Genomic DNA, 15,581 nt, shown 5'->3' with positions numbered 1-15,581 from the left:
CCTATAACCCTTGCTTGTGAGCAGTGTACTTAGCCCGCGCGGGCAAACCAACGCCCGGCTTCGTTGCTGACCCGGCCTTCCAGCTCCAATTCGGTCAGTTGCGCCAGCACCTCGGCCAAGGGCAGCTCGCTGCAGTAGGCCAGGCTTTCGCTGGTTTGTGGCGCAGCATGCAGCAAGGCGAGCAGAGGATGGTCGAATTTGTCCACAACCGCAGGTGGCAGGTTCTGCCAGCCCTGCAGGCTTTCCAATATCTGCTCCACGCTCTCCACCAGCAGCGCGCCGTCACGTATCAACTGGTGGCAGCCCTTGGCTCCAGGGTGGTGAATAGAGCCCGGTATGGCATACACCTCGCGGCCTTGCTCGGCCGCCAGACGGGCAGTGATCAGCGAACCACTGGCCAGGCTGGCCTCGACCACCAGCACGCCGAGCGACAGGCCACTGATGATGCGATTACGCCGCGGGAAGTTGCCAGGCAGCGGCCCGGCATCCAGCGGGTACTCGGAAACCAGCGCGCTTCCATTGTCGATCATCGCTTGCGCAAGCGACTTGTGGCGCTGTGGATAAAGTTTTTGCAACCCCGTACCGAGCACGCCAATCGTGCCCCCACCAGCCTGCAATGCGGCCCGATGAGCGGCACCGTCGATGCCCACGGCCAAGCCGCTGGTAATGGTGAAACCGGCCTGCGCCAGGTAGCGGGAAAATGCCGCAGCGGTATCGAGCGCCGGGGGTGAAGCACGCCTGCTGCCCACAATTGCCAGTTGTGGGCGCTCGAGCAAGGCGGGGTCGCCTGCTACGAAAAGCAGCGGAGGGGCATCGTCGATTTCCGCCAATAGTGGCGGGTAGCCAGGGCTGTCCCACATCAGTAAATGCTGGCCTGGGCGCTCTAGCCAGGCCATTGCGGCCAATGCACCCTCACGTACTTCGGCACTGCGCCGGGCATCTATGGTGGCCTGTGGTATGCCCAATGCGCGCCAGGCGCCGGCCGGAGCACACAGCGCCGACGAGGCACTGCCAAAGGCCTCCAGCAAGGTGTTAAAGCGACGCAATCCTGTCTCCGGCAGCCGGTGCAGACGTAATCTCGCCTCCAGTTCGGCAGGTGGAAGAGGCGACGAATGGTAGGTTTGCATGGGGATCATCCTTGATCGAAACGGGGCCAGCAACGTGGCACAAACTGTGGATAACTTTGTTGATAACGCTTTGACAACCTGTCCATCGAATGGGCTATAAGCTGGCCCTGAAAACCCTAGACGAGCTTTCGCAGGTGCTGAAATCCCCGTTTCCCTTTATTATGTGTGCTCAGTTTTCAACCGAACGCACAGTGACTGCCTGACCTTATGGCCATCTTGAACATTCTCGAATTCCCGGACCCGCGCCTGCGCACCATCGCCAAGCCGGTGACGGTGTTCGACGACGCCCTGCGTCAGCTGATCGACGACATGTTTGAAACCATGTACGAAGCCCCTGGCATCGGCCTGGCCGCCACCCAGGTCAACGTGCACCTGCAGGTCGTGGTCATGGACCTCAGTGAAGACCGCAGCGAGCCGCGCGTCTTCATCAACCCCACGGTCGAAGAGCTGACCCACGACATGGGCCAGTACCAGGAAGGTTGCCTGTCGGTACCTGGCTTCTACGAGAACGTCGACCGCCCGCTGCGTGTGCGGGTCAAGGCCCAGGACCGCGACGGCAAGCCATACGAGCTGGAGTGCGAAGGGCTGCTGGCGGTGTGCGTGCAGCACGAATTCGATCACCTCAACGGCAAGCTGTTCGTCGACTACCTGTCGCAGCTCAAGCGCGACCGGATCAAGAAGAAGCTGGAAAAGCAGCACCGCCAGCAAGCCTGACCCCCACCTTCCAGAAGGCTTGCTCCGGCAAGCCTTTTCTTTTTGAAGCGAGAACTCCATGCGCATCGTCTTTGCAGGCACTCCAGAGTTTGCCGCCGAACACCTCAAGGCCCTGCTCGACAGCCCGTACGAGATCGTGGCCGTCTACACCCAGCCCGACCGCCCCGCCGGCCGTGGCCAGAAGCTGATGCCAAGCCCGGTCAAGCAACTGGCTGTGGCCAATGACATCCCAGTGTTCCAGCCGCCAACCCTGCGCAACGCAGAAGCCCAGGCCGAACTGGCCGCGCTGAAGCCGGACCTGATGGTGGTGGTCGCCTACGGCCTGATCCTGCCGCAGGTTGTGCTCGATATCCCGCGCCTGGGCTGCATCAACAGCCATGCTTCCCTGCTGCCACGCTGGCGCGGCGCCGCACCGATCCAGCGCGCCGTGGAAGCCGGAGACGCCGAGAGCGGTGTGACCGTGATGCGTATGGAGGCAGGCCTGGACACCGGCCCGATGCTGCTGAAGGTGGTAACCCCGATCAGCGCCGAAGACACTGGCGGCAGCCTGCACGACCGCTTGGCCGAGATGGGCCCGCCCGCAGTAGTGCAAGCCATCGCCGGCCTGGCCGACGGTTCGCTGCAAGGCGAGGTACAGGACGATGCCCTGGCCACTTATGCACACAAGCTGAACAAGGACGAAGCGCGTATCGACTGGAGCCGTCCGGCCGTCGAACTGGAGCGTTTGATCCGTGCCTTCAACCCGTGGCCGGTGTGCCACAGCACGCTCGATGGCGAAAGCGTGAAAGTGCTGGCCGCCAACTTGTCCACAGCGACAGGCACCCCCGGCGAGATCCTTTCCGCCAGCAAGGACGGCCTGGTGGTCGCCTGCGGTGACCAGGCGCTGAGCCTGACCCGCCTGCAACTGCCTGGCGGCAAGGCACTGAACTTCAGCGACCTGTTCAACAGCCGTCGCGAGAAATTCGCCAGCGGCAAGGTGCTGGGCCAATGAACCCACGCCTCGCCGCCGCCCGTGCCCTTGCCGCTGTGCTCAGCGGCAAGGCCTCGCTGAACAGCTCGCTGCCAGCCCAGCTCGACAAGGTCGATGAACGCGACCGTGGCCTGACCCAGGACCTGGCGTTCGGCACCGCGCGCTGGCAGCCACGCCTCGACCTGCTGGCCGCGCAGCTGCTGCAGAAGCCGTTCAAGGCCGCCGATGCCGATGTGCAGGCGCTGCTGCTGGTCGGCCTGTACCAGCTGTTCTACAGCCGTATCCCGGCCCACGCCGCCATCGGCGAGACCGTCGGCTGTGCCGACAAGCTGAAGAAGCCGTGGGCCAAGGGCCTGCTCAATGCCGTACTGCGCCGCGCCCAACGCGAGGGCGAGGAACTGCTGGCCAGCATGGAGCGCGACCCGGTGGTACGCACTGCCCACCCGCGCTGGCTGCAGAAGTCGCTCAAGGCTTTCTGGCCGGAGCAGTGGGAGGCCATCTGCGCCGCCAACAACGATCACCCGCCGATGATCCTGCGGGTCAACCGCCGCCACCACAGCCGCGATGCCTACCTGGCGCTGCTGGCCGAGGCAGGCGTTGGCGCCAGCGCCTGCCAGTACAGCCGTGACGGCATCGTGCTGGCAGAAGCCTGCGATGTGCGCGGCCTGCCAGGCTTTGCCGAAGGCTGGGTGAGCGTTCAGGACGAAGCCGCGCAGCTGTCCGCCGACCTGCTGGAACTGGCCCCCGGCCAGCGCGTGCTCGACGCCTGCTGCGCACCGGGCGGCAAGACCTGCCACCTGTTAGAAGCCGAAGCCGGCCTGGCTCACGTGGTGGCGATCGACCTCGAAGCCAAGCGCCTGACCCGCGTGCGCGAAAACCTCGACCGCCTGCAACTGGACGCCGAGCTGATCGCCTGCGATGCCCGCGACACCGCCAGCTGGTGGGACGGCAAGCCGTTCCAGCGCATCCTGCTCGACGCACCATGCTCGGCCACCGGCGTGATCCGCCGCCATCCGGACATCAAGCTGACCCGCCAGGCCGACGACATCCCGGCCCTGGCCAACCTGCAAGGCGAGTTGCTCGATGCCCTGTGGCCGACCCTGGAAGTGGGCGGCATGCTGCTGTACGCCACCTGCTCCAGCCTGCCGACCGAAAACACCGAAGTGATCGATGCCTTCCTCGCACGCACTCCGGGCGCCCGTGAGCTGGACCTGGCCACCGAAGCCGGCCTGCGCCAGCCCCACGGCCGCCAGTTGCTGGCGCAGGAGGGCGGCCACGACGGTTTCTACTATGCCAAGCTGATCAAGATCGCCGCCTCGCGCGGATAAGAACAAAAGGTAGGGAGTAGCGGATGAAGATCATCATCCTCGGCGCAGGGCAGGTAGGCGGTACGCTGGCGGAACATCTGGCCAGCGAAGCCAACGACATCACCGTGGTCGACACTGACGGCGACCGCCTGCGCGACCTTGGCGACCGCCTGGACATCCGCACCGTGCAAGGCCGCGGCTCGCTGCCTACGGTGCTGCGCCAGGCCGGTGCCGACGACGCCGACATGCTGGTTGCGGTAACCAACAGTGACGAGACCAACATGGTCGCCTGCCAGGTGGCCTATTCACTGTTCCACACCCCGACCAAGATCGCCCGGGTGCGCGAGTCGGCCTACCTGACCCGCGAAGAGCTGTTCGACAACGACCATATCCCGGTCGATGTGCTGATCAGCCCAGAGCAGGTGGTGACCAACTACATCAAACGCCTGATCGAGCACCCGGGCTCGCTGCAGGTGATCGATTTCGCCGAAGGCAAGGCCCAGCTGGTGGCAGTAAAGGCGTACTACGGCGGGCCGCTGGTCGGCCAGCAACTGCGCCAAATCCGCGCGCACATGCCCAACGTCGACACCCGCGTGGCAGCCATCTTCCGCCGCGACCGCCCGATCACCCCGCGGGGCGACACGGTGATCGAAGCAGACGACGAAGTGTTCTTCATCGCCGCGAAGAAGGATATCCGTGCGGTGATGGGCGAGCTGCGCCGTATCGACGAAACCAACAAGCGCGTGGTCATCGCCGGTGGTGGGCAGATCGGCGAGCGCTTGGCCGAGGCCATCGAAAGCCGCTACCAGGTGAAGATCATCGAGATGAGCCCGGCCCGTTGCCGATACCTCTCCGACACCCTGGATAGCACCGTGGTGCTACAGGGCAGCGCCTCGGACAAGGACCTGATGCTGGAAGAGAACATCGCCGACGCCGATATTTTCCTGGCTCTGACCAACGACGACGAGGCCAACATCATGTCGTCGTTGCTGGCCAAGCGCCTGGGTGCGCGCAAGGTGATGACCATTATCAACAACCCGGCCTATGTCGACCTGGTGCAGGGTGGCGACATCGACATCGCCATCAGCCCGCAGCTGGCCACCATCGGCACCCTGCTGGCGCACGTGCGCCGGGGCGACATCGTCAGCGTGCACTCGCTGCGCCGCGGCGCTGCCGAAGCTATCGAAGCGGTGGCGCACGGCGATTCGAAGTCCAGCAAGGTGGTTGGCAAGGCGATCGAAGACATCGCCTTGCCGCCGGGCACTACCATCGGTGCGATTATCCGTGATGAAGAAGTGATGATCGCCCACGACGACACCATGATCGAGTCGGGCGACCATGTGATTCTGTTCGTTGTGGATAAAAAGCATATTCGGGATGTGGAGAAGCTGTTCCACGTCGGCTTGAGTTTCTTCTAGGAGCACAGGGCATGCGCGAATCGCTGGAGAAGATGCTGGCCAAGGGTGTGGATAACTCGTTGCTGAGGTTCGGCCTGGGCAAGGCCTGGCTGGACGAAGGCAATGGCGCTGAAGCGGCGGTGCATCTGGCACGGTGCGTGGAGCAGGACCCGAAGTACTCGGCGGCTTGGAAGCTGCTGGGCAAGGCGCATCAGCTGCAGGGTGACCTGGCGGCGGCGCGCAAGGCCTGGGAGGAGGGGATCGTGGCGGCGCAGGCACATGGCGACAAGCAGGCCGAGAAAGAGATGGCCGTTTTCCTGAAAAAGCTCAACAAGACATCAGGTTAACGCGGTCCCTGTGGGAGCGGGTTCACCCGCGAATGCGATGTTGGATTCACCGACGCATTCGCGGGTAAACCCGCTCCCACAGGGGACAGTGAAAATCTTAGTACCAGCGCGGCTCGCCAGCCGGGCGCTTCTTGAAGCGCTTCATGCTCCACATGTACTGGCTCGGGTACTCGCGCACATAGCGCTCGACCACCTTGCTCATCGCCGCCGCGGAAACGGTCACGTCGGTGCTGTACATTTCTTCCGGCGCCGCCTCCAGGAACACCTTGAAGCCCGAGCCATCCGGCAACCGCAGGGCATGCAGGAACACTCCCACCGCCTTGCCCCCGGCCAGCATGTTCGGCACGAACTTGCTGGTCAGCGCCTGGGTCCCCAGGAACGGCACGAATACCCCCGCCGACTCCGCCGGCTCCGGGTCGGCAGGAATACCCACCTGGCCACCACGGCGCACTTCCTTGATCACGCTGAGGATGCCTTCCTTGGTCGAAGGCGCCACGCGGTTACCCATCTGAACCCGCTGCTCGCGCAGCAGGTCATCCACCGCCTTCAGCTTCGGCGGGCGGTAGAAGATGATCGGTTTGCACTGGTTGCAGTAGAAGTGGTTCAGCACTTCCCAGTTGCCCAGGTGACTGGTGATGCCAACCACGCCCTTGCCCGAGGCCAGCGCTTGCTCCAGCACTTCCAGGCCGTGCACTTCCTTCACCAGCTCCAGCGAGCGCTGCGGCGGCCAGATCCAGGCACAGGCACTTTCGACGAAGGATTTACCGATATCCTTCAACGCGCGGCCAACCAGCTGCTCGCGCTCGGCCGGGTCCATTTCCGGGAAGCACTTTGCCAGGTTGATGCGCACGACATTGCGCGAACCGTTGGGCACCTTCCACATCAGCCAGCCGATACCGGCGCCGACGCGCTGCACAGCACTCCAGGGCAGCTTGGCAAACAGACGCAGCACCCCGACCATCAGGGCGCCCTTGAACTTTTCCACAGGCGAATTCCTTATTTCAGCAAGGCGCGCATTGTAACCCCTCAGCGCAACAAGGCGGCGTAGCGATCGCAATCGGTGGTGTGGTCCATGACCATGCCGGTAGCCTGCATGAAGGCGTAGCAGATGGTCGGGCCAACGAACGTGAAGCCGGCTTTCTGCAGGGCTTTGCTCATGGCCTTGGCTTCATCGGTAACCGCAGGTACCTCGCTGCGGCCCTTGAAGTGGTTGATCTTCGGCGCACCACCAACGAACGACCACAGCCAGTCGGCAGGGTTATCCACAGCCAGCCAGGCCTGTGCATTGCGCCTGGCAGCCTTGAGCTTGAGGCGGTTGCGGATGATGCCGGCATCCTGCATCAGCTCCTCAATGCGTTCGTCGCTCATGCCGGCGAGTTTCACCGGATCGAAGCCGTGCAGCACCTCGCGATAACGCTCGCGTTTGCGCAAAACGGTGATCCACGAAAGCCCCGCCTGGAACCCTTCGAGCAAAAGCATCTCGAACAGCAACGCCGGGTCACGCTGGGGCGTTCCCCATTCCTGGTCATGGTAGGCCTGGTACAACGGATCGTCGGTACACCAAAAGCAGCGTGGCATAAGGCTCCAATGAGTAGAGGGCGAGGCGAATCAGGTTATACTCCCGCTCTTTACATCCGCATCCCCAGATACAGGTGAATTTCGTGAGCCAGCCTACGCCAGCCGTGCGTACCTTCCAAGACCTGATCCTCGCCCTGCAGAACTACTGGGCAGCTCAAGGTTGTGTGGTGCTTCAGCCCTACGATATGGAAGTAGGCGCCGGCACTTTCCACACCGCTACATTCCTGCGCGCCGTGGGTCCAGAAACCTGGAACGCCGCCTATGTGCAGCCTAGCCGTCGCCCTGCCGACGGGCGGTATGGCGAAAACCCCAACCGTCTGCAGCACTACTATCAGTTCCAGGTGGTACTGAAGCCCAACCCGGCCAACTTCCAGGAGCTGTACCTCGGCTCGCTGAAAGCCATCGGCCTGGACCCGCTGGTCCACGACATTCGCTTCGTCGAAGACAACTGGGAATCGCCGACCCTCGGCGCCTGGGGCCTGGGCTGGGAAATCTGGCTCAACGGCATGGAAGTCACCCAGTTCACCTACTTCCAGCAGGTAGGCGGCATCGAGTGCTACCCGGTCACCGGTGAAATCACCTACGGCCTTGAGCGCCTGGCCATGTATATCCAGGGCGTCGACTCGGTGTACGACCTGGTGTGGGCCGACGGCCCGTTCGGCAAGGTCACCTACGGTGACGTGTTCCACCAGAACGAGGTGGAGCAGTCGACCTACAACTTCGAGCACGCCAACGTCGAGAAACTGTTCGAGCTGTTCGACTTCTACGAAAGCGAAGCCAACCGCCTGATCAAGCTTGAGCTGCCGCTGCCGACCTATGAAATGGTCCTGAAGGCCTCGCACACCTTCAACCTGCTGGACGCCCGCCGCGCCATCTCGGTAACCGAGCGCCAGCGCTACATCCTGCGTGTACGTACCCTGGCCCGGGACGTGGCGCAAAGCTATCTGCAAGCCCGCGCACGCCTGGGCTTCCCGATGGCCACCCCAGAACTGCGTGACGAAGTGTTGGCTAAGCTGGAGGCTGCACAATGAGTGCTCAAGATTTCCTGGTAGAACTGGGCACCGAAGAGCTGCCACCGAAGGCCCTCGCCAGCCTCGGCGAAGCCTTCCTGGCCGGTATCGAGAAAGGCCTGCAGGCCGCTGGCCTGAACTACACCGGCAAGCAGGTTTACGCCGCGCCGCGTCGCCTGGCCGTGCTGATCCGCCAGCTGGATGTGCAGCAGCCTGACCGCAGCATCAATATCGACGGCCCGCCCCTGCAGGCTGCTTTCAAAGACGGCGAGCCGACCCAGGCTGCCTTGGGCTTTGCCAAGAAATGCGGTGTGGATCTGTCGGAAATCGACCAGACCGGCGCCAAGCTGCGCTTCTCCCAGCACATTCCGGGCAAGGCCACTATCGGCCTGCTGCCAACCATCGTCGAGGACTCGCTCAACGACCTGCCGATTCCCAAGCGCATGCGCTGGGCGGCCAGCCGTGAAGAGTTCGTGCGCCCGACCCAATGGCTGGTGATGCTGCTGGGCGACCAGGTGGTCGACTGCACCATCCTGTCGCAGAAGGCCGGCCGTGAATCCCGCGGCCACCGCTTCCATCACCCGGAAAACGTGGTCATCACCACCCCGGCCAACTACGTCGAAGACCTGCGCAAAGCCTACGTGCTGGCCGACTTCGCCGAGCGCCGCGAGCTGATCAGCAAGCGTACTGCCGAACTGGCCATGCAGCAGGAAGGCAGTGCCATCGTGCCGCCGGCACTGCTGGATGAAGTGACCGCTCTGGTCGAGTGGCCGGTGCCGCTGGTGTGCTCGTTCGAGGAGCGTTTCCTCGAAGTGCCGCAAGAAGCCCTGATCACCACCATGCAGGACAACCAGAAGTACTTCTGCTTGCTGGACAGCGAAGGCAAGCTGCTGCCGCGCTTCATCACCGTGGCCAACGTCGAGAGCCGCGACCCCAAGCAGATCGTGCAAGGCAACGAGAAGGTCGTGCGCCCACGCCTGACCGACGCCGAGTTCTTCTTCAAGCAGGACAAGAAGCAGCCGCTGGAAACCTTCAACGAGCGCCTGAAGAACGTGGTGTTCCAGGCTCAGCTGGGTACTGTGTACGACAAGGCCGAGCGCGTTTCCAGGCTGGCCGCCTTCATCGCCCCGCTGATCGGCGGCGACGCCCAGCGCGCCGGCCGTGCTGGCCTGCTGTCGAAGTGCGACCTGGCCACCGAGATGGTCGGCGAATTCCCTGAAATGCAGGGTGTTGCCGGTTACTACTACGCGCTCAACGACGGTGAGCCGGAAGACGTGGCCCTGGCCCTGAACGAGCAGTACATGCCGCGCGGTGCTGGTGCCGAGCTGCCGCAGACCCTCACCGGTGCTGCCGTGGCCATCGCCGACAAGCTCGACACCCTGGTCGGTATCTTCGGCATCGGCATGCTGCCTACCGGCAGCAAGGACCCGTACGCCCTGCGCCGTGCCGCCCTGGGCGTGCTACGCATCCTGATCGAAAAGCAACTGGACCTGGACCTGACCGGCGCGGTCGAGTTCGCGGTCAAGCAGTTCGGTACCAAGGTCAAGGCCGTCGGCCTGGCCGAACAGGTGCTGGAGTTCATCTTCGACCGCCTGCGTGCGCGTTACGAAGATGAAGGCATCGACGTGGCCACCTATCTGTCGGTACGTGCCCTGCAGCCAGGTTCTGCACTGGACTTCGACCAGCGCGTGCAGGCTGTACAAGCCTTCCGCAAGCTGCCGGAAGCCGAGGCCCTGGCCGCGGTGAACAAGCGTGTGTCGAACCTGCTGAGCAAGGCCGAAGGCGCCATCGCCGATCACGTCGAGCCGAAATACTTCGACAACGCCAACGAGTTCTCCCTGTATTCGGCCATCCAGCAGGCCGACCAGGCGGTGCAACCGATGGCGGCTGCACGCCAGTACAGCGAATCGCTGGCCCGCCTGGCGGCCCTGCGCGACCCGGTCGATGCCTTCTTCGAGGCGGTGATGGTCAACGCCGAAGATGCCAAGGTACGCGCCAACCGTTATGCCCTGCTCAGCCGCCTGCGCGGCCTGTTCCTGGGCGTGGCCGACATTTCGCTGCTGGGGTAAGCCTTGAAACTGCTGATTCTCGACCGTGACGGAGTCATCAACCATGACTCCGACGCCTACATCAAGACGCTGGACGAGTGGGTGCCGATCCCTGGCTCGGTCGAAGCGATCGCGCAGTTGAGCAAAGCGGGCTGGACGGTGGCGGTAGCCACCAACCAGTCCGGCATTGCCCGTGGCTACTATGCGCTGGCAACCCTCGAGGCCATGCACGCGCGCCTGCGCGCGCTGGTGGCCGAACAGGGTGGCGAGGTGGGTTACATCGTGTATTGCCCGCACGGGCCGGACGAAGGCTGCGATTGCCGCAAGCCCAAGCCTGGCATGCTGCGGGCGATCGCCGAGCATTACCAGGTCGGCCTGGAAGGCGTCTGGTTCGTTGGCGACAGCAAAGGTGACCTGGAGGCCGCCCTGGCCGTCGGTGCACAACCCGTGCTGGTGAAAACCGGCAAGGGCGAGCGGACCCTGGAAAAAGGCGTCCCGAAAACTACACTGATTTTCGACGATCTGGCAGCTATCGCCAGAGAACTAATTTAAACAGTGCGCCTTCGGGCGCATTTTTCTCAGGCGGGCATGCCCCGCAATGGTACAAGCCACTATGTCGATCCTGCAGGCGATCAGAATCTTTCTTTTTTACCTGCTGCTGGGCACCAGTTCTCTGCTGTGGTGCTCGCTGAGCTTCTTCGTCGCGCCGTTCCTGTCGTTCCCCAAGCGCTACAAGTTCATCAACGTGTACTGGTGCCGTTGCGCGTTGTTCCTGGTGCGCACCATCCTGGGTATCGACTACAAGGTCACTGGTGCCCAGAACGTGCCTGATGAGCCTTGCGTGATTCTGTCCAACCACCAGAGCACCTGGGAAACCTTCTTCCTTTCCCAGTATTTCTCGCCGCTGAGCCAGGTGCTCAAGCGCGAGTTGCTGTACGTGCCGTTCTTCGGTTGGGCCATGGCCATGCTGCGGCCGATCGCGATCAACCGCGATAACCCCAAGGAAGCCCTGCGCCAGGTAGCCAGCAAGGGCGACGAGTTGCTCAAGCAGAAAACCTGGGTGCTGATCTTCCCGGAAGGCACCCGTGTGCCATTCGGCACAATGGGCAAGTTCTCCCGCGGCGGTACCGCGCTGGCGGTGAATGCCGGGCTGCCGGTGCTGCCAATTGCCCACAACGCCGGCAAGTTCTGGCCAAAGAACGGCTGGGGCAAACGCGCTGGCACAATCGAGGTGGTGATTGGCGAGCCGATGTATGCCAACGGTACTGGGCCACGGGCCATCGCCGAGCTCAATGACCGCGCCGCAGCGTGGAACGAAGCGACCCAGCGGGCCATGGGTTCGCTGCCGCCAGCAGAGGAAAAATCCCAGGAGCAGACGGCCTGACCATCTGTGGATAAGTTGTGTGCAATTTCTGGATGAAATGCTACGAATCGACGCTAAGTCTTTGAATTAGCTGTTTATTTCTGTGTATGACATTTTTCTGAAAATCGTGCATAAGTTTTTTTGGGGCATAAGAAAACCGGCTTTTACAGCCGGTTTTTTTATGGGTTCATGTAGGTGTGCTGATCTGTGTAGGAGCGGCCTTGTGTCGCGATAGGGCTGCGAAGCAGCCCCCGGCAATTTGTGCATCACTGCTCAAACCCTGGGGCCGCTTTGCGGCCCTTTCGCGACACAAGGCCGCTCCTACAAAGGGCCGCGCCAGCCCTTAGATCTTGTCGATATCCACATCCTTGGTTTCTTTCAGGCAGAAGATCCCCACCACCAGGCTGACCCCGGTCACCAGCACCGGGTACCACAGCCCATAGAAGATATCCCCGGTATACACCACCAGGGCGAACGACACCGTTGGCAGGAAGCCACCAAACCAGCCGTTGCCAATGTGGTAGGGCAGCGACATCGAGGTGTAGCGGATACGAGTCGGGAACAACTCGACCATCACCGCCGCCAGCGGGCCATAGGTCATGGTCGCGATCAGGATCATCGCCACGATCAGCACCACCACCATCACCTGGTTGACCTGACCAGGGTCCGCCTTGGCGGGGTAGCCAGCCTGTTCCACCGCCGCACGCATGGCCGCTTCGTCGAAGCCGTTGATGGTCTTGTCACCGATGTTGACCACCACATCGCTGCCCGCCACATCCACCGAGCTGTACGGCAGGCCCTGCTTGACCAGGAATGTCTTGACCTTGTCGCACGGGCTGTCGAAACGCGCCTTGCCCACCGGGTCGAACTGGAAGGTACAACCTTGTGGGTCGGCGGTGACCACGATCGGCGCCTGGCGGCTGGCCGCGTCGATCTGAGGGTTGGCGTAGTGGCTCAGCGCCTTGAACAACGGGAAGTACAGCACGGTGGCCAGCAGCAGGCCGAGCATCAGGATCGGCTTGCGGCCAATACGGTCGGACAACCAGCCGAAGAACACGAAGAACGGCGCACCAATGACCACGCTGATGATCAGCAGGGTGTTGGCTTGGGCCGGGTCCATCTTCAGCATCTGGGTCATGAAGAACAGCACGTAGAATTGCGCCGTGTAGAAGGTTACGGCCTGCCCGGCGTTGATGCTGAACAGGGCGGTAAGCACCACCTTCAGGTTCGGCCAGGAGGTGAACGACTCACGGATCGGCGACTTGCTGACCTTGCCTTGCGCCTTCATTTTCACGAACGCCGGCGACTCGTGCATGCTCATGCGGATCCAGGTGGAAATCGCCAGCAGCACGATCGACAGCAGGAACGGCAGGCGCCAGCCCCAGGTTTCGAACTGGTCGCCACTGACATAGCGGCTGCCCAGCACCACCAGCAGCGACAACAACAGGCCAAGGGTGGCGGTGGACTGGATGAAACCGGTGTGGAAACCGCGCTTGCCGGGCGGCGCATGCTCGGCCACGTAGGTGGCCGCACCGCCGTATTCACCACCCAGCGCCAGCCCCTGCAGCATGCGCAGGACTACCAGGATGATCGGTGCCGCGATGCCGATGCTGGCATAGGTGGGCAACAGCCCCACCGCGAAGGTGGACAGGCCCATCAGCACGATGGTGACCAGGAAGGTGTACTTGCGCCCGATCATGTCGCCCAGCCGGCCGAACACCAGCGCACCGAACGGCCGCACCAGGAAGCCGGCAGCAAAGGCCATGAGGGCGAAGATGAAGGCGGTGGTGTCGTTCACGCCAGCGAAGAACTGCTTGCTGATGACCGCTGCCAGCGCACCATAGAGAAAAAAGTCATACCACTCGAAAACTGTCCCGAGGGATGACGCGAAAATGATCTTGCGTTCTTCACGACGGCTGGAGCTGCTGGCCGCCGCACCCTGCTCTTGGATGTAATCCGACATCGTTGCTGTCCTCGGCCCGCAGGCCACAGTGATTATTCTTGTTGTTCCACTGTCGGCAGCTTCTGACCGCCAGCTGCCGGTACTGCACGCACCCGTGGTCAGGGCGTCGGTATTGCGTCTTCGTTCAGATAGGTCTGGGTGGCAGCTCCTTTGAGGATCAGTTGCGCCGCCTTCTCGGCGATCATCAGGGTGGGTGAACAGGTATTGCCGGAGGTGATCTGCGGCATGATCGAGGCGTCTGCCACGCGCAGGCCGGGGATGCCGTGCACGCGCAACTGGTTATCCACAACGTCCAGTTCGCCATTGCCCATGCGGCAGGTGCCGACCGGGTGGAAGATGGTGGTGCCGATCTTGCCGGCAGCTTCGAACAGCTCCTCTTCAGTTTGCAGGGCTGGGCCCGGCAGGTATTCCTTCGGGTCGAACGCGGCGAGGGCAGGGGCCTGGACGATACGCCGGGTAAGGCGAATGGAATCGGCGGCAACGCGCAGGTCCTGGGGGTCACTTAGGTAGTTGGGATCGATCAGCGGCGTGCTGTTCATGTCGCTGCTGCGGATATCGATACGCCCGCGGCTGGCCGGGCGCAGGTTGCACACCGAAGCGGTAAAGGCCGGGAACGTGTGCAGTGGCTCGCCGAAGCGCTCAAGTGACAGCGGTTGCACGTGGTACTGCAGGTTGGCGGTGGCCTGTTCCGGGCTTGAACGCACGAATGCCCCCAGCTGGCTCGGCGCCATGGCCAGCGGGCCACTTCGGTCATAAAGGTAGCGCAGGCCCATGCCCATCTTGCCCCACAGGCTGTTGGCCATCTGGTTGAGGGTGCGGGTATTGCGAATCTGATAGATCAGGCGCAGTTGCAGGTGATCCTGCAGGTTGCCGCCAACACCGGGCATGTCGTGACGCACGCCTATGCCCAGGCTTTCCAGTAGCTGTCGTGGGCCGATGCCGGAGCGCTGCAGGATGCCAGGAGAGCCCACCGCGCCCGCACAGAGGATGATCTCGCGGCGTGCCGCAAACTCATGCCAGGCACCCTGCCAGAACGCTTTCACCGCCCGTGCACGGGTGTTGTTGAGCAGTACCTGTTCAACCTGAACGCCGGTCAGCACGGTGAGGTTGGGGCGGTTGTTGATCGGCCGCAGGAAAGCCTTGGAAGCGTTCCAGCGCACACCGCTGCGCTGGTTCACCTGAAAGTATCCACAGCCCTGGTTGTCGCCAGTATTGAAGTCGTCGACCTTGCCGATGCCGCTCTGCTCGGCAGCATCGCGGAAGGCATCGAGGATCGGCCAGCTGTAGCGCTGGCGCTCGACCCGCCATTCGCCATCACCACCGTGGTGCTCGCTGGCGCCGGCAAAGTGGCTTTCGCTGGCCTTGAACAGCGGCATTACGTCCTTCCAGGCCCACCCGTCGTTGCCCTGCTCGGCCCAGCGGTCGTAGTCGGCGGCCTGGCCGCGCATGTAGATCATGCCGTTGATCGAGGAGCAGCCACCCAGCACCTTGCCGCGTGGATAGCCCAGTGCACGGCCGACCAGGCCAGGCTGCGCCTCGGTCTTGAAGCACCAGTCGGTGCGCGGGTTGCCGATGCAATAGAGGTAACCAACGGGGATGTGGATCCAGGGATAGTTGTCGCGGCCACCCGCCTCCAGCAGCAGCACGCGGCAGGAAGGGTCGGCGGACAAACGATTGGCCAGCAGGCAACCGGCGGGACCGGCCCCTACGACCACGTAGTCGAAGACAGAATCGGCTGATGGCATGTGCAACCTCGG

At 63.0% G+C, this 15,581-nt stretch carries 14 protein-coding genes; 9 read left to right on the top strand and 5 right to left on the bottom strand.

Going from position 1 to position 15,581, the window contains the following annotated elements; all coding sequences use genetic code 11:
• Positions 1 to 29: 29 nt before the first annotated feature.
• The gene (gene dprA / locus JV551A3_RS01185) at positions 30 to 1,127 is read right to left on the bottom strand and encodes a DNA-processing protein DprA (RefSeq protein WP_133969810.1); all 1,098 of its coding nucleotides are present in this window, start codon (positions 1,125 to 1,127) and stop codon (positions 30 to 32) included.
• Positions 1,128 to 1,334: 207 nt separating this feature from the next.
• On the opposite strand from dprA, the gene def reads away from it, so the two are divergent.
• The 5 genes from def to JV551A3_RS01160 are packed head-to-tail and all read left to right on the top strand — an operon-like array spanning position 1,335 to position 5,862.
• Positions 1,335 to 1,841, top strand: a complete 507-nt coding sequence (def, locus tag JV551A3_RS01180; RefSeq protein WP_016712797.1) for a peptide deformylase — start codon at positions 1,335 to 1,337, stop codon at positions 1,839 to 1,841.
• Positions 1,842 to 1,899: 58 nt separating this feature from the next.
• Positions 1,900 to 2,832: a methionyl-tRNA formyltransferase gene (fmt, locus tag JV551A3_RS01175; RefSeq protein WP_133969809.1), complete on the top strand. Its 933-nt coding sequence runs from the start codon at positions 1,900 to 1,902 to the stop codon at positions 2,830 to 2,832.
• Complete coding sequence (rsmB, locus tag JV551A3_RS01170; RefSeq protein WP_133969808.1) at positions 2,829 to 4,139, top strand: 16S rRNA (cytosine(967)-C(5))-methyltransferase RsmB; 1,311 nt, start codon at positions 2,829 to 2,831, stop codon at positions 4,137 to 4,139. The genes fmt and rsmB overlap by 4 nt, the downstream gene beginning before the upstream one ends.
• Before the next feature lie 23 nt (positions 4,140 to 4,162).
• The gene (gene trkA / locus JV551A3_RS01165; RefSeq protein WP_133969807.1) at positions 4,163 to 5,536 is read left to right on the top strand and encodes a Trk system potassium transporter TrkA; all 1,374 of its coding nucleotides are present in this window, start codon (positions 4,163 to 4,165) and stop codon (positions 5,534 to 5,536) included.
• 11 nt (positions 5,537 to 5,547) lie between these two features.
• Positions 5,548 to 5,862 (top strand): tetratricopeptide repeat protein, encoded by a 315-nt coding sequence (locus tag JV551A3_RS01160; protein ID WP_133969806.1) that lies wholly within the window; start codon positions 5,548 to 5,550, stop codon positions 5,860 to 5,862.
• 97 nt (positions 5,863 to 5,959) lie between these two features.
• Here the strand turns inward: JV551A3_RS01160 and JV551A3_RS01155 are convergent, their stop codons facing one another.
• Together JV551A3_RS01155 and JV551A3_RS01150 are read right to left on the bottom strand one after the other, a co-directional pair.
• Positions 5,960 to 6,847, bottom strand: a complete 888-nt coding sequence (locus JV551A3_RS01155; RefSeq protein ID WP_133969805.1) for a lysophospholipid acyltransferase — start codon at positions 6,845 to 6,847, stop codon at positions 5,960 to 5,962.
• A 41-nt stretch (positions 6,848 to 6,888) separates the two neighbouring features.
• Positions 6,889 to 7,440, bottom strand: coding sequence for a DNA-3-methyladenine glycosylase I (locus JV551A3_RS01150; RefSeq protein WP_133969804.1), 552 nt, complete (start codon positions 7,438 to 7,440; stop codon positions 6,889 to 6,891).
• Between the two features lie 83 nt (positions 7,441 to 7,523).
• Between JV551A3_RS01150 and glyQ the strand changes: the two genes are divergently transcribed.
• From glyQ to JV551A3_RS01130, 4 genes are read left to right on the top strand one after another with little or no spacing between them, the layout of a single operon-like run.
• Complete coding sequence (glyQ, locus tag JV551A3_RS01145) at positions 7,524 to 8,471, top strand: glycine--tRNA ligase subunit alpha (RefSeq protein ID WP_027592054.1); 948 nt, start codon at positions 7,524 to 7,526, stop codon at positions 8,469 to 8,471.
• Complete coding sequence (glyS, locus tag JV551A3_RS01140) at positions 8,468 to 10,519, top strand: glycine--tRNA ligase subunit beta (RefSeq protein ID WP_133969803.1); 2,052 nt, start codon at positions 8,468 to 8,470, stop codon at positions 10,517 to 10,519. The genes glyQ and glyS overlap by 4 nt, the downstream gene beginning before the upstream one ends.
• A 3-nt stretch (positions 10,520 to 10,522) precedes the next feature.
• Positions 10,523 to 11,050: a D-glycero-beta-D-manno-heptose 1,7-bisphosphate 7-phosphatase gene (gene gmhB, locus JV551A3_RS01135; protein ID WP_133969802.1), complete on the top strand. Its 528-nt coding sequence runs from the start codon at positions 10,523 to 10,525 to the stop codon at positions 11,048 to 11,050.
• Positions 11,051 to 11,096: 46 nt separating this feature from the next.
• A complete protein-coding gene (locus tag JV551A3_RS01130; RefSeq protein WP_133969801.1) occupies positions 11,097 to 11,882 on the top strand; it encodes a lysophospholipid acyltransferase family protein in 786 nt (261 codons plus the stop codon).
• Between the two features lie 322 nt (positions 11,883 to 12,204).
• Here JV551A3_RS01130 and JV551A3_RS01125 read toward each other — a convergent pair whose 3' ends face one another.
• Both JV551A3_RS01125 and JV551A3_RS01120 read right to left on the bottom strand, forming a co-directional pair.
• A complete protein-coding gene (locus JV551A3_RS01125; RefSeq protein ID WP_112251673.1) occupies positions 12,205 to 13,824 on the bottom strand; it encodes an MFS transporter in 1,620 nt (539 codons plus the stop codon).
• Between the two features lie 98 nt (positions 13,825 to 13,922).
• Positions 13,923 to 15,569 (bottom strand): GMC family oxidoreductase, encoded by a 1,647-nt coding sequence (locus JV551A3_RS01120; RefSeq protein WP_133969800.1) that lies wholly within the window; start codon positions 15,567 to 15,569, stop codon positions 13,923 to 13,925.
• Positions 15,570 to 15,581: the final 12 nt, after the last annotated feature.

The sequence above is a fragment of the Pseudomonas inefficax genome, from assembly GCF_900277125.1.
GTDB classification, from domain to species: domain Bacteria; phylum Pseudomonadota; class Gammaproteobacteria; order Pseudomonadales; family Pseudomonadaceae; genus Aquipseudomonas; species Aquipseudomonas inefficax.
Note: the sequence above shows the minus strand (reverse complement) of the source record. Positions and strands in the feature narration are given on the sequence as shown.